The 23,251-nt window shown below is 68.8% G+C and carries 22 protein-coding genes; 7 read left to right on the top strand and 15 right to left on the bottom strand.

Going from position 1 to position 23,251, the window contains the following annotated elements; translation table 11 throughout:
• Window positions 1–112: 112 nt before the first annotated feature.
• The 4 genes from AC57BS_RS19365 to AC57BS_RS19350 all read right to left on the bottom strand — a co-directional run bounded on the left by AC57BS_RS19365 (window position 113) and on the right by AC57BS_RS19350 (window position 6,040).
• Complete coding sequence (locus tag AC57BS_RS19365; RefSeq protein ID WP_496413078.1) at window positions 113–1,627, bottom strand: aldehyde dehydrogenase family protein; 1,515 nt, start codon at window positions 1,625–1,627, stop codon at window positions 113–115.
• 61 nt (window positions 1,628–1,688) lie between these two features.
• The gene (locus AC57BS_RS19360) at window positions 1,689–3,272 is read right to left on the bottom strand and encodes a GMC family oxidoreductase (protein ID WP_496413077.1); all 1,584 of its coding nucleotides are present in this window, start codon (window positions 3,270–3,272) and stop codon (window positions 1,689–1,691) included.
• 177 nt (window positions 3,273–3,449) lie between these two features.
• Entirely contained in the window at window positions 3,450–3,968 is a 519-nt protein-coding gene (locus AC57BS_RS19355) for a GNAT family N-acetyltransferase (RefSeq protein WP_496413232.1), read from the bottom strand.
• Window positions 3,968–6,040, bottom strand: coding sequence for a DNA gyrase/topoisomerase IV subunit B (locus tag AC57BS_RS19350; protein ID WP_496413076.1), 2,073 nt, complete (start codon window positions 6,038–6,040; stop codon window positions 3,968–3,970). Before AC57BS_RS19350 ends, AC57BS_RS19355 begins: the two co-directional genes overlap by 1 nt.
• Window positions 6,041–6,297: 257 nt before the next feature.
• On the opposite strand from AC57BS_RS19350, the gene AC57BS_RS19345 reads away from it, so the two are divergent.
• From AC57BS_RS19345 to AC57BS_RS19335, 3 genes are all read left to right on the top strand, one after another.
• Window positions 6,298–6,522: a DUF7455 domain-containing protein gene (locus AC57BS_RS19345; protein ID WP_496413075.1), complete on the top strand. Its 225-nt coding sequence runs from the start codon at window positions 6,298–6,300 to the stop codon at window positions 6,520–6,522.
• Window positions 6,523–6,652: 130 nt separating this feature from the next.
• Complete coding sequence (locus AC57BS_RS19340; protein WP_496413074.1) at window positions 6,653–7,129, top strand: DUF456 domain-containing protein; 477 nt, start codon at window positions 6,653–6,655, stop codon at window positions 7,127–7,129.
• On the top strand, window positions 7,129–7,956 hold the full coding sequence (locus AC57BS_RS19335) for an EamA family transporter (protein ID WP_496413073.1): 828 nt from the start codon (window positions 7,129–7,131) through the stop codon (window positions 7,954–7,956). Before AC57BS_RS19340 ends, AC57BS_RS19335 begins: the two co-directional genes overlap by 1 nt.
• A gap of 4 nt (window positions 7,957–7,960) precedes the next feature.
• Here the strand turns inward: AC57BS_RS19335 and AC57BS_RS19330 are convergent, their stop codons facing one another.
• Window positions 7,961–8,503, bottom strand: a complete 543-nt coding sequence (locus AC57BS_RS19330; protein WP_496413072.1) for a hypothetical protein — start codon at window positions 8,501–8,503, stop codon at window positions 7,961–7,963.
• An 81-nt stretch (window positions 8,504–8,584) separates the two neighbouring features.
• Here AC57BS_RS19330 and AC57BS_RS19325 point away from each other — a divergent pair, with 81 nt between their 5' ends.
• Window positions 8,585–9,742 carry a CapA family protein gene (locus AC57BS_RS19325; RefSeq protein WP_496413071.1) on the top strand — a complete coding sequence of 386 codons (1,158 nt, stop codon included), beginning with the start codon at window positions 8,585–8,587 and terminating at the stop codon, window positions 9,740–9,742.
• Here the strand turns inward: AC57BS_RS19325 and AC57BS_RS19320 are convergent.
• From AC57BS_RS19320 to AC57BS_RS19305, 4 genes are all read right to left on the bottom strand, one after another.
• The gene (locus AC57BS_RS19320; RefSeq protein WP_496413070.1) at window positions 9,739–10,728 is read right to left on the bottom strand and encodes a M28 family metallopeptidase; all 990 of its coding nucleotides are present in this window, start codon (window positions 10,726–10,728) and stop codon (window positions 9,739–9,741) included. The genes AC57BS_RS19325 and AC57BS_RS19320 overlap by 4 nt on opposite strands.
• A gap of 69 nt (window positions 10,729–10,797) precedes the next feature.
• Window positions 10,798–11,874 (bottom strand): SdrD B-like domain-containing protein, encoded by a 1,077-nt coding sequence (locus tag AC57BS_RS19315; protein ID WP_496413069.1) that lies wholly within the window; start codon window positions 11,872–11,874, stop codon window positions 10,798–10,800.
• A gap of 171 nt (window positions 11,875–12,045) precedes the next feature.
• Window positions 12,046–13,545, bottom strand: coding sequence for an RNA polymerase sigma factor (locus tag AC57BS_RS19310; RefSeq protein ID WP_496413068.1), 1,500 nt, complete (start codon window positions 13,543–13,545; stop codon window positions 12,046–12,048).
• Window positions 13,546–13,681: 136 nt separating this feature from the next.
• A complete protein-coding gene (locus AC57BS_RS19305) occupies window positions 13,682–14,212 on the bottom strand; it encodes an HhH-GPD-type base excision DNA repair protein (protein ID WP_496413067.1) in 531 nt (176 codons plus the stop codon).
• A 17-nt stretch (window positions 14,213–14,229) separates the two neighbouring features.
• Here AC57BS_RS19305 and AC57BS_RS19300 point away from each other — a divergent pair, with 17 nt between their 5' ends.
• Window positions 14,230–15,732: a recombinase family protein gene (locus tag AC57BS_RS19300; protein ID WP_496413066.1), complete on the top strand. Its 1,503-nt coding sequence runs from the start codon at window positions 14,230–14,232 to the stop codon at window positions 15,730–15,732.
• Window positions 15,733–15,903: 171 nt separating this feature from the next.
• Window positions 15,904–16,578: a recombinase family protein gene (locus AC57BS_RS19295; protein WP_496413065.1), complete on the top strand. Its 675-nt coding sequence runs from the start codon at window positions 15,904–15,906 to the stop codon at window positions 16,576–16,578.
• Between the two features lie 74 nt (window positions 16,579–16,652).
• On the opposite strand, the gene AC57BS_RS19290 is transcribed toward AC57BS_RS19295, so the two are convergent.
• From AC57BS_RS19290 to AC57BS_RS19275, 4 genes are all read right to left on the bottom strand, one after another.
• A complete protein-coding gene (locus AC57BS_RS19290; RefSeq protein WP_496413064.1) occupies window positions 16,653–16,979 on the bottom strand; it encodes a histone-like nucleoid-structuring protein Lsr2 in 327 nt (108 codons plus the stop codon).
• Between the two features lie 273 nt (window positions 16,980–17,252).
• Window positions 17,253–17,786, bottom strand: coding sequence for a Pycsar system effector family protein (locus AC57BS_RS19285; RefSeq protein WP_496413063.1), 534 nt, complete (start codon window positions 17,784–17,786; stop codon window positions 17,253–17,255).
• Between the two features lie 85 nt (window positions 17,787–17,871).
• Window positions 17,872–18,477, bottom strand: a complete 606-nt coding sequence (locus AC57BS_RS19280; RefSeq protein WP_496413062.1) for a type II CBASS E2 protein — start codon at window positions 18,475–18,477, stop codon at window positions 17,872–17,874.
• A 12-nt stretch (window positions 18,478–18,489) separates the two neighbouring features.
• Complete coding sequence (locus AC57BS_RS19275) at window positions 18,490–19,305, bottom strand: adenylate/guanylate cyclase domain-containing protein (protein WP_496413061.1); 816 nt, start codon at window positions 19,303–19,305, stop codon at window positions 18,490–18,492.
• A gap of 607 nt (window positions 19,306–19,912) precedes the next feature.
• On the opposite strand from AC57BS_RS19275, the gene AC57BS_RS19270 reads away from it, so the two are divergent.
• Window positions 19,913–20,893 carry a hypothetical protein gene (locus AC57BS_RS19270; protein ID WP_496413060.1) on the top strand — a complete coding sequence of 327 codons (981 nt, stop codon included), beginning with the start codon at window positions 19,913–19,915 and terminating at the stop codon, window positions 20,891–20,893.
• Window positions 20,894–20,997: 104 nt separating this feature from the next.
• Here the strand turns inward: AC57BS_RS19270 and AC57BS_RS19265 are convergent, their stop codons facing one another.
• Both AC57BS_RS19265 and AC57BS_RS19260 read right to left on the bottom strand, forming a co-directional pair.
• Window positions 20,998–21,879 carry a DUF4238 domain-containing protein gene (locus AC57BS_RS19265; protein WP_496413059.1) on the bottom strand — a complete coding sequence of 294 codons (882 nt, stop codon included), beginning with the start codon at window positions 21,877–21,879 and terminating at the stop codon, window positions 20,998–21,000.
• A gap of 90 nt (window positions 21,880–21,969) precedes the next feature.
• A complete protein-coding gene (locus AC57BS_RS19260) occupies window positions 21,970–22,818 on the bottom strand; it encodes a hypothetical protein (RefSeq protein WP_496413058.1) in 849 nt (282 codons plus the stop codon).
• Window positions 22,819–23,251 lie beyond the last annotated feature (433 nt).

The following is a 23,251-nucleotide window of genomic DNA, read 5'->3' as shown; positions in this document are numbered from 1 at the left end:
AGCGCAATCGCGGCGTGTCGCCCACGACTCGCCGGTGATCCCCGCTGGGGTCGCCCGAGTCGGCCTCCGGGGCTCGCGAGGATCGCCATTGGCAGACGGTGACCCAGGCGACCTACCTGAGCGTCTGCTTCCCGCCGTGCAGCAGCGTCACCAGCTGGGCCACCTTGCCGTCGGTGGCGGCGTCGCGGGCGAACGACGTCAGGTTCATCACCGGCGCGAACTTCTGGCGCGTCACGGCCTTGGCGTAGGTGAACTCCCGCAGGCCGTCGGGGCCGTGGATGCGGCCGAAGCCCGACTGCCCGACCCCGCCGAAGGGCAGGCCCGGGACGGCCGCGAAGGCGATCACGGAGTTGACCGAGGTCATCCCCGAGCGGATGCGGTGGGCGATCGAGACTCCGTTGCTCTTGGAGAACACGGCGCCCGCGAGGCCGTACTGCGTGGCGTTGGTGAGGCGTACTGCCTCGTCCATGCTCGTGACCGGGTTGATCGCCAGCGTCGGGCCGAAGGTCTCCTCGGTGATCGCCGTGGAGTCCTCCGGGACGTGGGTGAGGATGGTGGGCTGCACGAAACGCTCCCCCACCGCGTCGGGACCGCCGAGGACGACCCGGGCACCGCGGGCGACCGCGTCCTGGATGTGGTCCCTGATCACCGCCAGCTGTGACGGCATGGTGATCGGGCCGATCTTCGCCCCGCTGTCCGCACCCGCGCGGAGCCCCTCGGCCTGGGCGAGGATCTCGGCCACGAAGGCGTCGAAGACCTTCTCGTGGACGTAGACCCGCTCGGTGCCGATGCAGGTCTGGCCGGCGTTGCCCATGCCGCCCCACAGTGCCGCCTCTGCGGCCTTGGCCAGGTCGGCGTCCTCGTCGACGATCAGCGAGTCCTTGCCGCCGGCCTCGATGATGACCGGGGTGAGGTTCTCCGCGCAGGCGGCCATCACCTTCTTGCCAGTGCGCCCGGAGCCGGTGAAGGCGAGCTTGTCGATCCGCGCGCGGCACAGGGCGTCGCCGGTCTCGCCGAGACCCGTCACCACCTGGAGCACGTCACGGCCGTGCACGACCTCGCGGAAGCTGTCGGCGAGCCACTGGCCCACGCCGGGCGTGTGCTCGCTGGGCTTGAACACCACCGAGTTGCCCGCCGCGAGGGCATAGGCGATCGAGCCCATCGGCGTGAAGACCGGGTAGTTCCACGGCCCGATCACGCCGATCACGCCGAGCGGGTGGTAGGCCACGGTGGCCGCCTGGTTCGCCATGAGCAGGCCGGAGGAGACCTTGCGCGCCCCCAGCACCTTCTTCGCGTTCTTCGCCGCCCACGCGATGTGGTCGATCGCGAGCACGATCTCGAGCTGCGCGTCACCGTGGGGCTTGCCGGTCTCGCGGTGGACCAGGTCGGCGAGCTGGGCGATGCGCCGGGTCATCACGCTGCGCCAGGTGAGGAGGTAGTCGGCCCGCTCGTCGAAGGAGAGGTTGCCCCACCAGTCCACGGCGTCCCGGGCGCGGGCCACCGCCGCATCGACCTCGTCGCGACCCATCACGGGGTGCGTGCCGACCAGGTCACCGGTGGCAGGGGCGAGGGAGTCGAAGGTGTCGGACGCGGTGGACGGGGCGGTCGGCTCGAGCGTGGTGCTCATCGGGGTCCCCGCGGCGCTTGCTCGGAGGAGCGGAGCGGAGGAGAGGAACGTCGTGGGGTGATCATCGGGACTCCTTGATGAGGTCGGCGCACTTCTCGCCGATCATGATGGTGGGGGCGTTGGTGTTGCCGCGCGGGACGCGTGGCATGACGGAGGCGTCCGCGACCCGGAGGCCCTCGACCCCGTGGACCCGCAGCTGCGGGTCGACGACACTGCCCTCGACCGTGCCCATCGCGCAGGTCGCGACGGGGTGGTAGAGCGTCTGGCCGAGCCGGCCGATGCCCTCGATGATCTCGTCGTCGCTCGGGTCGGCCGAGGCGGGGATCCACGGCTCGTCGACGTACGTCGCGATGGGGCCCTGGCGCAGGATCTCCAGTGCGGTGCGGAACCCGCCGATCATGGCCTCGAGGTCGGCCCGGTCGTCGAAGTAGCCCGGATCGATCTCCGGGTGCCAGGTGGGGTCGGCCGAGCGCAGCCGCACGTGGCCCGAGCTCTGCACGTTGACCAGCGTCACGGCGGTGGTCAGCGCCCGGCGTACGGGCTCGTGCATGCCGTTGTCGTAGAACCCGGTCGGCGCGACGTGGAGCTGGATGTCGGGCAGCGCCAGGTCGTCGCGCGAGGCGTAGAAGGCACCGGTCTCCGCGACGTTGGAGCTCAGCGGGCCCTTGCCGGTGGCCTTCCACTTCAGCAGGTTGCCCACGCCGAGCATCTCGGCGATGTCGGTGGTGTCCTTGGTGTAGCTGAGGATCCCGGCGACCGGGTGGTCCTGGAGGTTCTGGCCCACGCCGGACGACTCGACCGCCACGTCGATGCCCATCTCGCGCAGGTGCGCCCCCGGCCCGATGCCCGACAGCATCAGCAGCTGGGGGCTGTTGACCGCGCCGCCGCTGAGCACGACCTCGGCGTCGACGCGGGCGACGTGGTCCTCGCCGCCGCGGGTGTACGCCACGCCGACGGCGCGATTGCCCTCGAGCAGGATCCGCGTCACGAAGGCCTCGGTGCGGACCGTGAGGTTCGGGCGCTTGTCGGCCGGGTGGATGTAGGCGTCGGCGACGGACCAGCGCCGCCCCTTCTTGCACGTCACCTGGTAGCGGCCGATGCCGTCCTGCTCGGCGCCGTTGAAGTCGTCGTTGCGCTTGAGCCCCGCGGCGACACCTGCCTCGATGAACGCCGTGCTGAGCTCGTGGTCGTAGGTGCGGTCCTCGACGTGGAGTGGTCCGTCGGTGCCGTGGAAACGGCCGCCGAGGCGGGTGTTGCCCTCGGCCTTCACGAAGTAGGGCAGGACGTCCTCGAAGCCCCAGCCCGAAGCGCCGTAGGCGTCGCGCCACTCGTCGTAGTCGGCGTGGTTGCCGCGGATGTAGATCATCGCGTTCATCGACGAGCAGCCGCCGAGCGCCTTCATGCGCGGCCAGTAGGCCCGGCGCCCGTCGAGGTGCTTCTGGGGCGTGGTCTCGTAGTTCCAGTCCCACCTGGTCTTGAACAGCATCGAGAACGCCAGGGGGATGCGGATGTTGTCGTCGTCGTCCGCCGGACCGGCCTCCAGCAGCAGCACCCGGACGTCCGGATCCTCTGTCAGCCGGGCGGCGACGACGCCGCCGGCGCTGCCCGATCCGATGACGACGTAGTCGAACTTCTCGTCGGGCATCTGCTCCCTCTCGACCGGTTGTGACGCGAGCCACAAACCTACTGAGCGGGTGATCGCGACACAACCACTGTCACGGTCGACCCGGCGCGTCCGACGACCAGAAGTACCGATTGGTCGTAGGTGCCCACGCTCCGAGCACCACGTCGGACCGACCTGAGGTCGTCCGACGCGCCGCGGCTACAGGTGCGCTGGCCGCACCCGCCCCATGATGACCTTCTCCTCGGAAAGCCCCGGGCCGATCACCGCCCAGCCGGCCGACCGGTACAGGCGTCGGGCCGGATCCTCGGGGTCCGCAGAGGTCATGAGGACCCACCGTGGGTGGTCGACGCCGTCCGTGAGCGCCGCGAGGAGTCGCCGTCCGAGGCCCGCTCCGCGCGCTGTCCGATCGACACCGATGCTGACCAGCTCGAAGTGCCCGCCGAGCCAGTCCGAGGCGACGTCTGGATGCAGCACGGTGGCGGCGTTGTCGGTCCACCACTGGCCGTGCTCGCCCGTGTAGCCGTACGCGAAACCGACCAGCGCACCACCGTTCCGCGCGAGCGCAAGCCGGAAACCTGCTCGCGCGGCGTGCCGGTCCCAGACCTGGTCGCGCCATGCGTCCACGTGATCGAAGTCGCCGAAAACACTCCGGTAGACCGGCCAGAGCTCGTGGACCAGGCCCTCGTCGGCTTCGTCGACGACCACCAGGTCGACCATCACGCGTCCAGGGTCTCCACGTCGACCTCGTAGGCCCCCTGCACGATGAACTCCTTGCGCGGGGCGACGTCGGAACCCATCAGCAGGTCGAAGACCTTGCTGGCCTCGTCGACGTCGTCGATGGTGAGCTTGCGGAGCGTACGGTGGCGCGGGTCCATCGTCGTCTCGGCCAGCTGGTCGGCGTCCATCTCGCCGAGGCCCTTGTAGCGCTGGACCGGGTCCTTCCAGCGGACGTTCTTCTTCTTCAGCTCGGCGAGCTTGCGCTGCAGCTCGTCGTCGGAATAGGTGTAGATGTACTTGTCCATCCCCTTCTTGGGGTTGGACAGCTCGATGCGGTGCAGCGGCGGCACGGCCGAGAACAGCCGCCCGTCCCGCACCAGCTCGGGCATGTACTTGAAGAACAGCGTCGCGAGCAGGCAGCGGATGTGGGCGCCGTCGGAGTCGGCGTCGGCCATCAGGATGATCCGACCGTAGCGCGCCGCCTCGAGGTCGAACGTACGCCCCGAGCCGGCGCCGACGACCTGGATGATCGAGGCGCACTCGGCGTTCTTGAGCATGTCGCCGACGGTGGCCTTCTGCACGTTGAGGATCTTGCCGCGGATCGGCAGCAGCGCCTGGAACTCGCTGCTGCGGGCGGCCTTGGCGGTGCCCATCGCCGAGTCGCCCTCGACGATGAAGAGCTCGGTGCGCTCGGTGTCGGTGCTGCGGCAGTCGAAGAGCTTGGCAGGCAGCGCGGAGGACTCCAGCGCGTTCTTGCGGCGCTGGTTCTCCTTGTGCTGGCGGGCGGCCAGGCGGGTCTTCGACGCCCCGGCGACCTTCTCCATCAGCAGCTTGGCCTGCGCCTTCTCGGCGCGCTTGGTCGAGGTCAGGAACGACTTGAGCTCGCCGGCCACCACCTTGCGTACGACTCCGCGCGCCGCCGGGGTGCCCAGGATCTCCTTGGTCTGGCCCTCGAACTGCGGCTCGGCCAGGCGTACGGTCACCACCGCCGTCAGGCCCTCGAGCACGTCGTCCTTGATGACGTCGGTGTCGGCGGCCTTGAGGACCTTGGCGGCGCGCATCGCGTCGTTGAAGGTCTTGGTCAGAGCGGCCTCGAACCCGCTGACGTGGGTGCCGCCCTTCGGGGTGGCGATCACGTTGACGAAGGAGCGGACCTCGGTGTCGTAGGCGGTGTCCCAGCGCACGGCGACGTCGACGGTGAGCTCGCGCTCGACCTCCTGCGGCGTCATGTGGCCCTTGTCGTCGAGCAGCGGCACCGTCTCGGTGAAGGTGTCGGTGCCCTGCAGCCGCAGGATGTCGGTCACAGGGTCGCCGTGGGAGAGGAACTCCACGAACTCCGCGATGCCGCCGTCGTGGCGGAACTTCTCCTCGACCATCTCGCCCGAGCGGCGGTCGCGGATGACCAGCTCGAGCCCGGGGACGATGTAGGACGTCTGGCGGGCACGGCCGACGAGGCCGTCCATCTCGAACCGGGCGTCCTTGGTGAAGATCTGGCGGTCCGGCCAGAACCGGATGCGGGTGCCGGTCCTGCCCTTCGCGACCCGCTTGCCCTTGCGGGTCAGGCCGGACCGGGGCGTGAACGGGGCGTCGGGCCCGTCTCCGTCGAAGACGCCGGGCACGCCGCGCTGGAAGGACAGGCCCTGCTGGCTCGGCGAGCGGTCCACGTCGATGTCCATCCGCGACGACAGCGCGTTGACCACCGACAGGCCGACGCCGTGCAGGCCGCCGGTGGCGACGTACGAGCCGCCGCCGAACTTGCCGCCGGCGTGCAGCTTGGTGGCCACGACCTCGACGCCCGACAACCCGGTCTTGGGCTCCTTGTCGGTCGGGATGCCGCGCCCGTCGTCGTAGACCTCGACGGACCCGTCGTCGTGCAGCGTGACCTCGACGAGGTGGGCGACGCCGGCGAGCGCCTCGTCCACGCCGTTGTCGATGATCTCCCACAGGCAGTGCATGAGCCCGCGCGTGTCGGTCGAGCCGATGTACATGCCCGGCCGCTTGCGGACCGCGTCGAGGCCCTCGAGGACCAGGAGGTGAGCTGCGTTGTAGGTGTTGTCTGACGGTGCTGCCACAAGGAGAGAACCTACCCGCGACACGCCGGACGGCGGCGGAGGCACGCCTGCCCCGCGGCGCGCATGAGCGGGTCTAGCGTGGGGCACCCCACAGGTATCGCTTCTGCAACGGTGCGTCCACGGTTGAGGACAACGCCAGCGAGGAGGGATGCGACGTGATTCACTGGATGAGTTCTCGATCTACACCCGCCGGCGGGGAATCTTTGCCCCACTGGCTACGTTGGGCCAGACACCGATGAACAAGAAATGAGGCTGACGTGACCACTGCCACCGCACCCACCCAGGCCGTCCTCACGGCCGGTGACCGCTGCGACCGCTGCGGCGCCCAGGCCTACCTCCGTGTGGAGCTCCAGACCGGCGGCGAGCTGCTGTTCTGCGCGCACCACGCTCGCGAGCACGGCGAGAAGCTTCGCGAGGTCGCTGCCACGGTCCACGACGAGACCCACAAGCTCGAGACCCCCGCCGCGGGCAGCGAGGCCTGACGCACCCCGACCACCCGACTTCCAGAACGGCCCCGGACTCAGCTCTCCGGGGCCGTTCTGCGTCCCGTCCCGGGCCGGTCATTGCCTGTCCGGTCCGGGCCTGTCCCGTCCGTCTGGGAGGCTGTGCCCCGTGAGCGCCACCGAGATCCTCGTCGCCCTCGCGATCGCCGTCGGCGTCGCGGGCGTCATCGTCCCCGTCCTGCCCGGCACCGTGCTGGTCCTGGGCGCGATCCTGGTCTGGGCGGTGCAGGTCGGCACGTCCACCGGTTGGATCGTGTTCGCCGTGGCCACCGTGCTGCTCGCCGCCGGCACGGTCGTGAAGTACCTCGTGCCCGGCCGGCAGCTCAAGTCGTCCGGCGTCCCCAACCGCACGCTGCTCGTCGGCGCCCTCGTGGCCTTCATCGGGTTCTTCCTCATCCCGGTGATCGGGCTGCTCATCGGGTTCGTCCTGGGGGTCTACGTCGCCGAGCGCGCCCGCGTCGGAGCAGCGCTGGCGTGGCCCTCGACCAAGGGCGCCCTCCGGGCCGTCGGCGTGTCGATCCTGATCGAGCTCGTGGCAGTCCTCCTCGCCGCGGGGGCGTGGGCCGTCGGCGTCGTCATCACCTGATGGCGGTCCTGCTCTCCCTCGCCGCCGCCGCGGCCTACGGTCTCTCGGACTTCGTCGGCGGCCTCGCGTCACGGCGTACGTCCGCGTGGCCGGTCGCGTTCGTCGGCGCCCTTGCTGCGTTCGCGGGGGCCGTGGTCCTCGCGCTCGTCACCCACGGATCTCCCAGCAGCGTCGACCTCTGGTGGGGCGCCCTCGCCGGCATCGGCAGCGGCGCCGGCGGCGCCTTCCTCTATCGCGGGCTCGCCGCCGGCCGGATGGGTGTCGTCGCGCCGATCTCAGCCGTGGGAGCCGCCCTGCTGCCCGTGTGCGTGGGCGTCGCCACCGGTGAACGACCCGACCTGCTCGTCTGGCTCGGCATCCTGGCCGCCGTCCCTGGCATCTGGCTGGTGAGCCGCGAGCCCGACGGCGCCGGCAGCCTGGCCGCCGGGATCGTCGACGGTGTCCTCGCCGGCCTCGGCTTCGGGCTGCTCTTCGCCGCGATGGGCCAGGTTCCCGAGTCGGCCGGTTTCGCCCCGCTCGCCGTGGCCCAGGGCGTGGCCGTGGTCGCGGTGGCACTCACCGCGGCAGCGCTGCGGGCTCGCTGGGTCCCGTACGACGCCTCGCAGGCGTGGGGTGCCGCCGCGGGCGTCCTCGCCACCGCGGCGGTCGTCGCGTTCCTGCTCGCGACCCAGACCGGGCTGCTGACCGTCGCGTCCGTGGTGACCTCGCTCTACCCGGCGATCACGATCGGACTCGCCGCCGCGGTGCTGCGCGAGCGGATCCACGCCTCGCAGGCGCTCGGCCTGCTGCTGTGCGGGCTCGCCGTGGGGCTCGTCGCCGCGGCCTGATCGCTCAGGCGCGCAGGCCGGTGGCGATCGGCAGGGTCCAGCGCTTGCGCTTCGGCACCCAGTCACGCACCGGGTGCGAGCCGTCGGCCTGGTCGACCATCTTCACCGAGACTCGCAGCGAGGGCACCCGGTCGAAGCAGTCGCGGCTCAGCACGGCGCGGAAGACCTCCTGGCCCCACTTGGGCCGCGCGGAGTAGTCGCAGCGGACCCGGTCGTCGCTCCCCCGCCAGCCCTCGGCGTCGGTCAGGACGTAGTCGGTGCCGTCCCCGAGGCCGCTGCTCAGCACGTACTCCGGACCCTTGGCGTCGCGATCGGTGTCGAAGAAGACCGACACCCCGGCCGCGCTGGAGCGCATCAGCTCGTTGAAGCGCACCTTGACGAGCACGTTGTCGCTGCCGTGGTTGGCCTCGAGGCCGTAGATGTCGGTGAGCGACGCCTTCGCGTCAGCGGGGTCGTCGATGTTGTAGAACTCCGCTTGCGCGGGCGCGGCGAACAGTGCGGCGAGTGCCAGCGCGGGGACGGCGGCCAGTGAGATCCGAGTTCTCATGTGCCGAGTGTGTCACCGCGCACCCCCGTCCCGTCCACCTACTTGGGGAGGGGTCCACCTCCGCGGTGGCACGATGGCGCCATGCCGGTCAGGGGGTCAGCGGTGCGGGCGGTGGGCCCTGTGGCCGCCGTGGGCCTCGCGGCGACCCTGCTCGCCACGGGGTGCAGCACCCCGGCCGACCCGCCCGCAGCGCCTACCGACCCGACTGCTGCGGCCACGACACCGGCCACGACACCGGCCGACCCGTCCGTCGCCCCGGACCCGCCCGCGCGACGACCGCCCCCGGTCACGATCGCGCTGGCCGGCGACATCCACTTCGAGGGGCCGCTCGCCGCGCGGCTGCGCGAGCCCGCCAGCGCGCTGGGCCCGGCGGCACGTGTGCTCACCGCGGCCGACGTCGCCGTGACCAACCTGGAGACGTCCGTCGGCGCCGGAGGACGACCCGAGCCCGGCAAGAGGTACACCTTCTCGGCCGGCCCCGCCGCCTTCACCGCTCTTGCCGCCGCCGGCGTCGACGTGGCCGCCATGGCCAACAACCACGCGCTGGACTTCGGCCGCGCCCGGCTTCCGTCCACGCTGCGCGCGGCGCGTCGAGCGGCCGCCGCGGACCCGCCCCTCGCCGTCGTCGGCATCGGCGCCGACCACGAGGAGGCGTTCGCGCCCGCCCTGGTCGACGTCGACGGCACCGTCGTGGCGACCGTGGCCGCGTCGGTCGCCGACGCGGATCCCACCGCCGACCCCACCGGGCAGTGGGCCGCCGGTCCGGATCTCCCCGGCGTCGCCGACGCGATGGACCCGCGACGCCTGCTGCGCGCCGTACGCCGGGTCGACACCGTCGCCGACGTCGTCGTCGCCTACCTCCACTGGGGCGTCCAGGGTGAGACGTGCCCGTCCCCGGTCCAGCGCCGGCTGGCTGCGCGCCTCGTCGGCGCCGGGGCGGACGTCGTGGCGGGCAGCCACGCCCACGAGGTCCAGGGCGACGGCCGGCTCGGCGCGGGCTACGTCGCCTACGGTCTCGGCAACTTCGCCTGGTACTCCCCCGGCCCGAGCGGCGTGCTCACGCTCACCGTCCGCCCGCCGATGGAGCCGACCGGTCGCGCGCGTGTCACCGCCTCGCGCTGGTGGCCCGCGACGATCGGCGCGGACGGCCTGCCCGTGGGTGCCTCCGGCAGCGAGGCGGCCGCGTCGGGTGCGCGGCGTACGGCGCTCCGGGCGTGTGCCGGACTGGGCGACCCCTAGCGCGGCGCCAGCCAGGCGAGCACGATCCGACCGACCCGCGCGAGCTGGTCGGCCTGCACGACGGCCGGGACGTCCGCCGACGAGTGGTAGGCGGCGTACGACGTCGACCCGAGCCGGGCCGCCGGAAGCCCGGCGCGGACGAACGACCAGTGGTCGCTGCTGCGCTGCTCGGCCACCGCCAGCGCGGGTACGCCGGCGGAGCGGGCTGCGGCCAGCAGCGCGCGTTGCACCGGGTCGGACGCCGAGGCGGAGCCGACGGGAACAGTGGCGCCCACCCCGACGCGGTCGAGCGACACCATGCCGCGCATGGCGGTGCGCTCGCGACGCCCCATCTCGGCGGCGTAGTGGCGCGAGCCGTAGTGGTGGTCGTCGTCGCTCGGGCCGCGCGGCTCCTCCGCGCCGAAGGCGACCAGCACCACGGGCAGACGGGTCCGTCGCTGCGCGAGCGCCTCGGCGACCGCCAGCAGGACGCCGACGCCGGATGCGTTGTCCTCCGCGCCCGGCGCCTGCGGGACGGTGTCGAGGTGCGCGCCGACGACCAGGTGCGGGCGGGAGGGGTCGAACCCGACCGGCGTCGCCACCACGTTGACGGACCGGCCGGCGGGGACGGGGACACCCCACGACGCCCCCGTCGGCACGTCGAATCGCTGCCACGCCACGTCGTACCCCAGTCCCTCGAGCTCGGCCTGAACCCAGTCGGCGGCTCGGGCGTACGCACGGCCGGTCGCCTCGCGGGGCCCGATCACCCCGGCGAGGTGGCGCACGACCCGGACGGCGGTGGACCGCTCGAAGTCGGCGGGCGCGACCGGCACGGCAGGGTCGGTCGGCTCCGGCACAGGCGTCGGGTCGTCGCTCGGGCTGGTCGTCGGGCTCGCGGACAGTGAGTCCGGCGGTGGCGTGCCGGAGATCTCGGAGGGGTCCGCGGAGCAGCCGGTCAGGACGAGCGCGAAGGACGTCGCGGTGGCGGCACGACGCAGGAGGCCCATCGCCTCACCGTAACCGGGCGGCGAGGTCGGCGCGGAGCGTCAGCGGTCGGTGCGCGGACCGCGGATCGATCAGGCCACGACCTTGGGGGTGCGCCGGCTGATGACGATGATCTTGGCGTCTGCCGTGCGAGCCGTCACCCTTACGCGGATCCGCTTCCCCACGAGAGCAGGGGTGACCCTGAGCCGGTCCCGGGTCGCCTTCTTGATGATGCGCCGGCCGGCCAGCCACCGGTAGGTGACGGACACACCGGGGTCCCGCATCCACGAGCCGCCGGACGCACGCAGGCGCCTGCCGACCTTCGCCCTGCCCGTGATCGCTGGCCGGGTGACGTCTGCCAGCGTGAAGGGGGTGGACGCCACCGGCACGGCCGGGGCCACCGGGACGGTCGGGACCGGGGAGACCGGCGGCGGCACGGGCGAGCCCGGTGCGGGCGTGAGGATGGCGTTCCTGCCGGGCGTGACTGTGTCCTCGAGGACTTCGATGTCGGCGGCCAGGTCGAGGCTCGCCACGTCGTTCCAGAACTCGGGCACGAGCTCGCCCTGCTCCTCGGTGAAACCGATGCGGTAGATGCCGGGTGGAAGGTTGAGTCGGAAGGTCCCGTCGAAGCCGGTCCAGATGAAGCCCTTGAGGCTCCAGGCTCCGTCGACCAGCTGGTAGGCGGAGACCTTGACCGCGTCGGTGGTCCGGAGGCCGTCGACCGTCCCGGTGATGGCGCCGCGGATCGGGCCCGGGACGTAGGGCGCGTTGAGGAACGCGTTGACGTCCTCGATCAGCTCGCCCGGACCCACGACGAGGTCGTCCGCGTCCTGGAGTGAGCTGAAGTTGGACCAGTACTCGTCCTCGTAGACGCCGGTGGGGTCGTCGAACCCGACCCGGTACGTGCCAGGCGCCACGTCACTCAGCTCGTAGTGGCCGAACTCGTCGGTGGTCGTCGTGGCGACCGACTCCCACGACGCGGCGGGATCGGTCCGCGCGTACAGGTCGACCACCACTCCGACGCCGGGCTCTGCCCCGGTGACGAGGACGACACCACGGATGGTGCTGGTGACGACCGCCTGGGCGGCTGCGGCGGGCAGCAGGAGACCGATCAGCAGCAGGAGGAGCGTGGTCAGGGGCAGGGTGGTGGATCGTCGCGTACGGCGCACGGTGGACCTCTCTGGAAGTCCTCCCCCGTGGAGAACGCCTGGCGCAGCATAGTCAGCCGTCGGAGCAATGTGGTGCAGATCGGTGCAGATGGATGCCCCGATACCGTCACAGCGCGGCCAGCAGAAGGCCCCCTGACCCGGATACCAGGTCAGGGGGCCAGCACGCAGGCGTCAGTCCAGGTAGTCGCGCAGGACCTGGGACCGGCTCGGGTGGCGCAGCTTGGACATCGTCTTCGACTCGATCTGGCGGATCCGCTCGCGGGTCACGCCGTAGACCTTGCCGATCTCGTCGAGCGTCTTGGGCTGGCCGTCCGTGAGGCCGAACCGCATCGACACCACCCCCGCCTCACGCTCGGACAGGGTGTCGAGCACCGCGTGCAGCTGCTCCTGGAGCAGGGTGAACGAGACCGCGTCAGCCGGGACGATGGCCTCGGAGTCCTCGATCAGGTCACCGAACTCGGAGTCACCGTCCTCGCCGAGCGGGGTGTGCAGCGAGATGGGCTCGCGGCCGTACTTCTGGACCTCGATGACCTTCTCGGGGGTCATGTCGAGCTCCTTGGCGAGCTCCTCGGGCGTGGGCTCGCGGCCCAGGTCCTGCAGCATCTGGCGCTGGACACGGGCGAGCTTGTTGATGACCTCGACCATGTGGACCGGGATGCGGATCGTGCGCGCCTGGTCGGCCATGGCGCGGGTGATCGCCTGACGGATCCACCAGGTGGCATAGGTCGAGAACTTGTAGCCCTTGGTGTAGTCGAACTTCTCGACCGCACGGATCAGGCCGAGGTTGCCCTCCTGGATCAGGTCGAGGAAGAGCATGCCGCGACCGGTGTAGCGCTTGGCCAGCGAGACGACGAGACGCAGGTTGGCCTCGAGCAGGTGGTTCTTCGCCCGGCGACCGTCCTCAGCGATCCACTCGTACTCCTCGAGCATCTTGGGGCTGATCCGGCCACCCTTGCCGAGCTTCTCCTCCGAGAAGAGGCCGGCCTCGATGCGCTTGGCGAGCTCGACCTCCATCTCGGCGTTGAGGAGGGGGACCTTGCCGATCTGCTTGAGGTAGTCCTTGACCGGGTCGGCGGTGGCGCCGGCCACCATGACCTGCTGCTCGGGCTCGTCGGTCTCGTCGGCCGCGGAGACGGTGAAGGCCTGCTTCTCGTCCTCCTTGATCGTCGGGTCCTTGGCCACGTCCTTCTCGAAGACCTCGTCGGGGATGTCCGGGAGCAGCTTCTTGCCGTCGGGTCCCACAGCGGGCGCCGCGACGGCGCCCAGGTCGACGGCCTCGTCGGAGGCCGCGGACTTCGAGGCGGCGGCCTTCTTGGTCGCCGCCTTCTTCGCGGGGGCCGCCTTCTTCGCGGGCGCCTTCGTGGCGGGAGCCTCAGCAGCAGCCGTCTTCCTGGCCGGTGCCTTCTTGGCGGCCGACGAGGTCGCGGCTCGCTTGCTGGTGGCGGCCACCGCGCGCAGGCTCGTGGCATCGATCTGCACCGAGATGCCGAGCCCGCTGAGGTGCACCAGGAGCGCCTTCAGGTGCCGGGGCTCGACGCCGGCCTCGTCACTGGCACGCCGTACGTCCTCGGGGGACACGGTGCCGGCAGGGGTCGCGGCGGCGATCAGAGCGGCGATGGAGGGGTGCGACAGCACCTCGGCGGGGAGCAACTTGCGTGCGTGTGAAGACACGAACACCTCTCGTCCAGCAACTTCGGGGCGCGGCGAGGCCCGGTGACGTCAAGAGCCGCGTCGCCATTCTGCCACGACCGTCCTGACGTTCCCGCACCCGCCTGCTCGCACGGCGCGTACGCCGCGGCGCGGGCGGTCAGCCGGCGCTCTTCGCCGCTGCCGACCCGGCCTTCTTGGCCTTCTTGAAGTCGCGCACCTTCTGCAGCGACTCGGCGTCCACCACGTCGGCGACCGAGCGGTGGCCCTCCAGGGCGTAGTCGCCCACCACGGCCTCCCAGCCGTCCGGGCGGACACCGGCCTGCTTGGCGAGCAGGGCGACGAAGATCTGCGCCTTCTGCTTGCCGAAGCCCGGCAGCGCCATCACGCGCCTGAGGAGGTCCTTGCCGTCGGCGGCCTCGGTCCAGATCCGCGCGGCGTCCCCGCCGTAGGTCTCCTCGACGATGCGGGCCAGCTCCTGCAGGCGGGCAGCCATGGAGCCCGGGAACCGGTGGATGGCCGGCGGGGTCGAGGCCATCGCGGCGAACTGCTCGGGATCGGCCGCGGCGATGGCGTCGGGCTCGACGGTGCCGAACCGGTCGAGCACCTTGGCCGGACCCCGAAAGGCGTGCTCCATGGGGTACTGCTGGTCGCAGCACATTGGTTGACCAAGAACAACGGCGGTGCTCATGTGGCTATTGTCCTCTCATGCCGTCGCCGGAGGGAGTCCCGAGAGTGTGGGGCGGGTACCCCCGCATCAGTGAGGACCCGAACGATGTCCGCTCGGGTGTGACTCGCCAGCGGGAGGACATCACGGACGGTGTAGTGGCGCGGGGCGGTGAACCGTCCGAGATTGTGTGGTTCGAGGAGAACAACACCAGCGCCTACAAGAAGAAGCGCGTGCTCGTCAGCGATGCGATCGGAAACGACTACTATGGCTGGCGTGTCATCCGCCCTCAGTGGCATGAGGCGCTGCACGCTCTCCGCACCGGTCGTATCAACGCGCTCATGGTGTGGGACCTCGACCGACTGGCCCGCGACCCACGCGACCTCGAAGACGCCATCGAGACAGTCGAGCGGTACGGCGCAACCATCATGTCTGCGACCGCCTCCGAGATTGACCTCACCACCGAGTCGGGAGTCCTGACCGCTCGCATCATGGTCGTCATCGCCAACAAGTCGTCTGCTGACACCTCACGTCGCGTGAAGCGGTCCCACCTGGACCGGGCTCGGCAGGGGAAGCCGGTGGGCGGGAATCGTCCGTTCGGGTTCGAGAAGGACAAGATGACCCACAACCCAGTTGAGGTGGCGGTCCTGCGTCAGTTGGTCGATGAGATTCTTACCGGGAAGAGCATCCGGGATGTTGTCGCCGCCCTGAACACCGCCGGAGTGAAGACCACCACTGGGCGGGAGTGGACTGCTCAGACGTTGAAGCAGATGCTCCGCTCCCCCAGACTCGCGGGTTGGCGGGTCCATCAAAGCAAAGTCGCTCTCGACAAAGACGGCGAACCGGTGCGCGGCCTGTGGGACCCGGTGCTCGATCAGGACGTTTGGGACCGGCTGCAACTCATGGTCACCTCGCAGCCGGACACCCGGAAGCGAGTGCCGCGCAGGGATGCACGGCACTACCTCCTGACGGGCATCGTCCGGTGCGGCATCTGCAACGGCCCGCTCTACGGGAACGCTCACACGGGCGGCAAGTTCTACTACGTATGCTCACCGTCCACGCTTCCGACGGACCACGGTCTGGGTGGGTCCGGGCTTGCTATCGACCGGCTCGTGACAGCACAGGTCCTGATGCGTCTACAGCAGATTGACGCGACATCACGAGCAGAGGCTGCCGAGTGGCAGGGCCACGCTCGGATGGCTGAGGTCGCGCAGATGATTCGGGATGCGATGGAGGCCCTCCGTAAGGGCGCCCTGTCCGCGCAGGTGGTGTTCCCGCACGTTGAGGCGCTCGAACGCGAGCAGTCCGAACTGGAAGCGCAGCGAGTGCAATTCCTCGCCGCGTCCCACATAACGCAGAAGGGCCCAGTGTCACCCGACGAGTGGGCGACGCTGAGCCTTGACCAACAGCGCACCTACATCGAGGCGCTGATGAGTGCGGTCATCGTGAAGCCGTCGACGCGGGGCGGTAACCGGTTCGACCCGCAACGACTCGTGTATGTGTGGCGCGAAGCCGTCGCACCTGTTCCGTCACAGCAGGGGTGACCGGCGGCGCAGCCTCGTGCTGCGCGAGGACGAACGCGCGTTCGGCGGGAGTGAGCGGCGCGAGGATGGCGGCGGTTGTGTCGGACATGGGGTGGGTATCGGCGTGATGTAACCGCGACCCGACCGCCTGCATCTCGGGTGGCTGTCGGTGGTGAGTGAGAACGTCCCGCTATGTCAGAAACGACCGATTTCGCCGCCCGTGTCCGCCCGAGCCTCGCTACCGGTTCAGAGCAGCCCGGCGAAAACCCCCGGCGAAACTCGGAGGGGCAGAGGTACGTTTCTGCCGGTTCGTTGATCGGTTACGCCCGCGTGTCCACTTTGGACCAGGTCCTCGACCGGCAACTCGACGCGTTGAACGAGGCAGGATGCGACCGCGTCTTCCAGGACCACGGCATTTCGGGCACCCGAACATCACGTCCGGGACTCGATACGTGTCTCGACTTCCTGCGCCCCGGAGACACGCTCGTCGTTCAGGCGCTCGACCGGCTTGGGCGACGAACGAGCGAACTGTTGCGGCTCGTCGATGAGTTGAGCGAGCGCGGTGTGTCTCTCCGCATCCTGAGCCTCGGCATCGACACGGGCACGCCTGCCGGGCAGATGGTGTTGTCCATCATGGCGGCGTTGGCGCAGATGGAGCGCGACATCCTTGCGGAACGCACCCGTCAGGGCATCAAGGCGGCGCGGGCCCGCGGTCGTGTCGGTGGGCGTCCGCGTGCGCTGACGGATGAGCAGACGCGGGTGGCGGTTGGGTGGCGCGAGGCTGGTCGTTCGTGGACGGAGATTGCTCGGCTGCTGGGTTCGTCTGAGCGGACTGTGCGCCGTCGGGTTGCGGGCATCCAGGTGTAGACGGTTGACGGTTCGACCGTGAAAACCGAACAGCCCCACACCGTCATCGGTGTGGGGCTGTTCGATGTTCGGGGCTAGTGGGCGGCGTTGTAGGCGTCTCGCACGTCGGCGGGGATGCGGCCCTTCTCGGGGACCTCGATGCCCTGCTCCGCAGCCCACGCACGCACGGCGGCTGCCGACGGGCTGGTGGGCGTGGACCGGGAGCGTCGCGGAGGCCCGTTGGTGCGGGACACCTTCCGCGCCGACTCGACGAACGGCTGGATAGCCTTCCGAATCTTCGCGGCGTTCTTTTCGTTCACGTCGATCTCGTAGGTGGTCCCGTCGAGACCGAACACGACGGTCTCGGCTGCCTCGGAACCGTCGATGTCATCGACGAGGAGGATGTCTACCCGCTGGACCATTCTTTGTCCTATCTGTGTCGGGTGAATGGAGGACGGTAACGCCTTCTACCGACAGTGATGGCGCGACTGGGCAGAAACTTGTGACCCGGCGGATTGGTCAGAGATGCGGCCTGCCGTTCAAGCGCAAGTTGTGACACGGTGGCCAGTCGGTCTGACCGCGATATCGGTCACGGTCGAAAGGTTTTGCCAGTGGACGCTGACCACGAGTGCGGAATCTTGCCACTTGAGTTGGCCAGCACCGTTTCAGGGTGACGGTCAGTTGAGGCGACCCGCTCACCGGCGCGTCTCCACGTTGCTGCCTCCGCCGTCGGACGGAGGCGGCGCCTGGGTTGTGGGCGATGTGGTGGCTGCGATGGCGAACGCGACGAGTGCTGCGCCGCTGACGATGACGACGGCGAAGCCCCCGAGAGCCTTGTTGAAGGCTCCGAACTTCTTCTTGGCGAGCCCGGCAAGGTCGGCGACCTGCTGCCAGGCGTCTTCGCGAACGTCGTTCTCCTGTCCGTGGGAGAGGAGCGTGAGTCCGTCGGTTCTGGCGAGGGTGGGCCATGCGAACCGGTTGATGCCGGTGCTTGTTGAGGTGCTGCGCGCGCTGATGGATCCGAGCAACCACAGGAGCGTCCACACGAACGACAGGGTGACTACGGCAAGGAGACCGTAGGTGATCGTGGCCTGCGGATTGCTGAGGTCGGTCGCCGCAGCGATGGTGTCGCCGTTGGTCATGAGCATGGTGAGGATGACGCCGAGGGCGGCGACGAGGATGGTGGCCTTGGTGTCGGCGAAGCGGACCCATTGACCGAGTTGGTCCATCGCCTGGAAGGCTCCGTCGGCGCGTGCGGCGTCGGTCTCAGGCTCTGATGCCGTCGGTGGGGGCGGCGTGGGGGCGATGCGTCTTCTAGGCCACAACGTGGACTCCGTCTACGGGCCACTTGAGGGTAATGCGCCACTCAGTGAAAGCAGCGAGCCAGTGTGCGGCCCAGGCGGTGGCGGTTGCGGCTGTGTGGACGTTTTGGTCCCAGTCGGACTGGTCGGCGATGCAGAGGCTGCCGCTGTCGTAGAGGTGGGGTGAACGGATGAATCGCTTCCCGGCGGCGCGCCCGAGGGGCTGCTTGCTCAGGACTGAGACGAACGGGAGCCCTTCGTCTCTGCGGAGGAACACTCCGATCGTGAAGGCACCGCGTCCGGTGTCGATGTCTCCGACCCAGCACGGAGCGGTGTCGTCGTCTCCCGGGAGGTACTGGAACTGGGGAAAGGCCTGCTTCATGGAGACGATGTGGGTGACGACCTTCACGTCGTCGGTCCACCAGTGGTCGGCGCCGTCATCGACTGGGTCGTCACCACCGTGGAAGGTGTGATTGCTGACCGGGGTGACGGCTCCGTAGGCGGGGTGGGTTAGTCCGACGGCGCTCTTGGTGACGCCGCCGAAGACGACTTGCCCAGAGGTAGTGACGTACCGTTCCGCGCTCAGGCCGAAGTGGCTGAGCAGGGTTGCCATGGTCATGGGGCCGTTCTCCTATCGGGCGCTGATCTGGCTGGTTGGGTGTCCGTGGAGTTGTTCGGTAACGCCGGAGAGGTGGGCCACAGTGGCTTCCCACTTGTAGTCGTAGAAGTAGTAGCGACGGACTTCGTCGCCTCGCGTGTAGCGCTTGGGTGAGAGTGCGTGGTTCGAGAAGTGCGTGACCTCGTTGGGCAGGAGGTTGCGGAGCCCTTCTCCGACGACGATCTGCCAGGAGTCGGCCGTCTTTTCGCATTTGGCGGCGAAGTTGGCGGCGAAGCCGAGGGGGTTGACTTCGCTGCTCGTCCGGCTGCCGGTGCGCACGAAGGTGATGTCTCCGTAGTCGAGTCCTGCTCGTGCCTGGATCCGTTCGAACCCGCGTTGGTCGAGCCAAGGGTTGACCTCGTTACGGACAGCGTTGAGCGCGAACGCTGACGCGCCCAACGCCATGGTTGCGGTGAAGGCTCGGTCCCCCGGGCTGAAGCCAGCGAAGAGGCCGTCGCCGCGTAACCCGAGCGGATGGCCTCCGAACCGCGTCACGACCTCGATGAACCCCGTCAGGACAGCGTGGGCGAGGTCGACGGTCTCGTCTTGGTCGTCCCAGAAGGTGCGGCGCGTGAACTTCGAGAGGTCTAGGAAGACAGCCACCATCGGGGCGGTGGCTCGCTCGCCGATGCCGAGTCTTTCGAAGTCCGGGTGGCCAAGGGAACGCGACTCCAATGCGAGTCCGGCGGAGGCTCGCAGCGAGGCGTGTTCGAAGACGTTGTTGCGGCTGCGGCGGTTGTTGAAGTCATCGCGGACAGTCCGGCCGAACTGTTGAGCGGTGTACGTCATGGCCTGTCCTTCCGACGGGGGCGGATACCGAAGATAGGGACGGCCACCGACAGCCCTTGCGGTCGACACAGGCTGGCTGGGAGCAAGCGACTCGACGCGGTCTGAGCCTCAAGTTCCGCCGAGCCCGGCGTCGGCGTGTCGCGACGGCACGTGAACTGCGCGTCGCTAACGTGCGGTGCACCGCCGGTAAGGCGGGATCCGGGTGTTCCGGGCATGCAGGCTCCCCGAGGCCGTTCGGCGCGGGGAAGAGACGCCTGTGTGTACAAAGCGGATGCGTTGCACCTTCTAGGTGAGCATGTCGTGGTCGCTATTTCCGGGATGACACGCCGTAGGTCGCGATGTTGACGGGCAATCAGAAGACCTCACCGGCCCCTAGGGCGGCGGCAACCGCGACATCCGTCCGGAGAACATCCTTGGCGTGGGCGTCCTGCGTTCCGTAGGGCATGTGTCCATACACGCGCTCGGTGCGGCATGCAGCACTTCTTTCGTGTCAGCGGGCAACAAGGCCACGCGGTACGAGAGGGTGCCAATCAACCGGGTGGCCCCGTCTTGGAAGCGGCTCGGGCGACAATCTGCTTGACCCAGGAGTGATTGAGAGGGGTGTTTGGTGTCGTCATTGGTGCGCTACACGCGAGAGGTCACGACGGTCTTCGACCTCCTGGGTCGCGGTGAGGTCGACCTGACCGCAGCGCTGGGGTGGGCGCTAACTGTCTCACCGGCGCTGCGCCGAGCCCTGTGGAGCCACCTGGACATGCCTGGCGATCCAGACGACGTGGAACTGGCGCTAGAGACCCCGGACGACGCGGGACGCACGGACCTTGAGATGCGGCTGCAGTCGGGAGACACACAGGCCCTCGTTGTGCTGGAAGCGAAGAAGGGCTGGCTTCAGCCTGACGAAGTGCAACTGGGCAAGTACGTCGGACGATTCACCGGCATCGACCACGGCCTCCTAGTCTCCCTCTCCGACTCCTCCGCGCTGTGGGCGGCGCGCGAACTGCCCAAGCAGGTCGCCGGGGTGCCGGTCCGCCACGTGCCGTGGGACGAAGTTCGGACTCTCCTACGAAGCATCTTCTCCTCCGTACGATCTCCGTCGGAGCGGCTGTGGCTGGGACAACTGCGTGACTACCTGAAGGAGGCAACAGCGGTGCGCGCCTACGACTCTCAATGGGTGTACGTGGTGGCCTTGAATGGGAACCCGTTCGGTTCCCACACTTTCATCGAGTGGGTGCGCGACCAGCACATCTACTTCCATCCTTTCGGCAAGGGGTGGCCGAAGCGGCCGCCGATACTGATGGGGTTCCGGTGGAACGGGCGCCTGCAGCAGGTGAACCGAGTCGAAGGGACTCGCATCTTGCCGTCGCTTCAAGACGAATGGCCGGACATGCCTAAGAGTCGCGAACCCAGCAGGCCATACGGTCCGCACGCGGTCTACACGCTCGGGTCGGACCTACGGGTTCATTCGATTCCAACAGGGAAAATCCACTACGCCCGCCGCACGTGGGTGCTACTGGATCAACTGCTTACAGCGCCGACCATCTATGACGCCGAGCAGGCGAGCAAAGCGCTGCAAGCGGACGCCCCCGACTAGGAGTAGTCCCGCCAGGACGTTGCTGGGCGCCGTCCGGTACCGAGCGCTCGGACGCTGCCGACCCCAAGGGGTGTTGAACTGATCTCCGTGACCTACCGCAAGAGTCAGAGAGGGCCTTTGATGAGCATCGGCGCGAGCCAACGCTGGACTTCGAGGTCACGCATGAGCGAAGCGCCCACCTCGGGATTGGTCGGGGTCCAACCTCTTGCGTGGGCGACGAACTCGCGGCTGTTGTAGACCGTCGCTCTATTGAAAGTCTTTGCGTCCAGCCGCTGCGTCTTCTCGTCATGCGTCATCAGCAGACCGAGGCGGGGGGTCAACGGAACTGTTAGGCGCGCCGCCGCGTGCAACGGCACCCCCAGGCCATGACGGGCAAGCGCGGCGTTGTATCCGGGCTCGTTCGGAGGCCGCGTGCCCCAGGAGCACAGTGTTGTATCGCCGATAACAAGCACATCGCTTCGATACCGGACAAGTCTCCACTTGTACGAACTGAGGGTTGACTCGACGTAGTCCCAACGATCCTTGTAATAGGCGCTGGTGTCGTTTCGTAGGCGCCAGGCCGAGAACAACGGCATCAGTGAGACCCTAAGTAGGCCTGACTGGATCTCCGCTTTACTCAGGTCACTTGGCGTCTCAATTTCGCTATGGATGGCGTTGAAGAGGTAGCGGTGTCGCCGCCACTGCAGCGCCAGAAACCATCTGAGAGCGCTGCGGCGCTCTTCGTCCAGCGGTTCACCGTCCACAAGAGCGCCAAGGGAGGCTGCGGCTGCAGCCTCGATCTCGGACATGATGGCCTCATAGCCACTCTGGTCGGTGCTGCCGTCTCTGCGCACAAGAGTGTGGCCGTGGTTGCGATGACCGACATCTCGCACGCTGCTGTTGTAGGTCGAACCGAGCAAGCGGTGCACGGTGAGGCCCTGGTCCTCGTCGCTGAACTCTCGCAAGAGAAACTGCGGGACAAAGTGATGCTTGACCGGCGCCGACACGAGCCTCATGGTAGGCGGCGATCGAGCCCGTCAGGCGCACTACGCTTCACCTGGTTGCGGTTCGCTAACCCTGTCTGTGCAGTGTTCGGGTCAGGACTTCTTGAGGCCATCGTGCGCAGCCGAAGGGCACCGGGCACTCTCGGGCGTTTCCCCGGAGTCGGGCTCGTCCCCGGAGTCGGGCTCGTCCCCGGAGTCGGGCTCGTCCCCGGAGTCCGGGGCAGGACCGGGTTCGCCCTCCCCTTCGTCCTCTGCTTCGTTCCCGGACTCCGATTCGGGCCAGACGTCTGGGGCAGCGCCGAAGGCTCGGTCGGCGGCCTTGATGATTGCGTGGCTTGAGAAGGCATTGGCGGTACCGCCAATGACGGCCCCGATACCAAAGGGAACCACTCTGCCAAGCACGATGATGCCCTCTTTGGTGCCGTACTTCGTTACGAAGTGGCGTCCCAACACATCATTGACTGCCTTGATCTGGTGCTGCGGGATGTTCTTCACAAGTTGACGGCCCCAGTGCTGCCCGGTCCGCTCAGCGACCGTCTCCACTGACTTGGCCCCGGCCTCCCCGAGCATGATGGCCATCACCAGCGTGCGGCGACCTTCGATGTCGTCTACCGACGTGCCCTGGAGTTCCGCCCGGGACAGTACATAGAGTGCCGCGGCGTTGAAGTACCCGATGACCTCGGCCCCAGATAGCGTCAACGCAAGTTTCCTGCTGACCTTCGGTGAGGCCGCAAATGCCCCGACGCCGATTCCCGCGCTAACCGTCGTCGCTCGGAACTCGCGGTTCAGCCGCTTCAGGATCTGCGCTGGCGAGGCACTTGGGCGGTTACGCCGCAGCCGACCGATGTGCCTCTCGACCAGTGGCCCTTGGAGACCAAGCGCTGAGTCGAGTAGAGCGAGGGGGGCGGACTTCGATTCGTCGCGGTCGCCGTCTGCATGCACCTCCGCAGGCTAGCGGGGCCGCAGGCCACCGAGTGGCAGTTCCTCGACACCGGAGTCCATCCGCGGTGGGACGGCCCGCGTCGACGCGGCAATGCGTACACGTCCGATACAGCGTCCGGCGCCGACTTCACTCTTGGGCACGGGCGTCTCCAAGAGCCCCGGGAGTGATTAAACCGGATAGGGACTAAAGCGGCTCGGTAACAAAGACACGTCGTTCAAGCAACTGCGCAGGTACGTCGATGACCTCCGCATGGGCATCGACACGGTACATCTGCGCCTCCGCGACCTCGCCGCTTCTATGGCGCCCGACGACCACACGGTGTGGGGGTGCCGACGGACGCAGTGGGGCAGCGCAGCGGACACGTCATTGGACGGTCGACCGACCAAGAGGTGCGGGCGGGTTTGGGAGTGTGCGCCTTGCGCCGTACCGGGG

The sequence above is a fragment of the Nocardioides sp. BGA-UO-ETr-FS32 genome, assembly GCF_059567905.1.
Note: the sequence above shows the minus strand (reverse complement) of the source record. Positions and strands in the feature narration are given on the sequence as shown.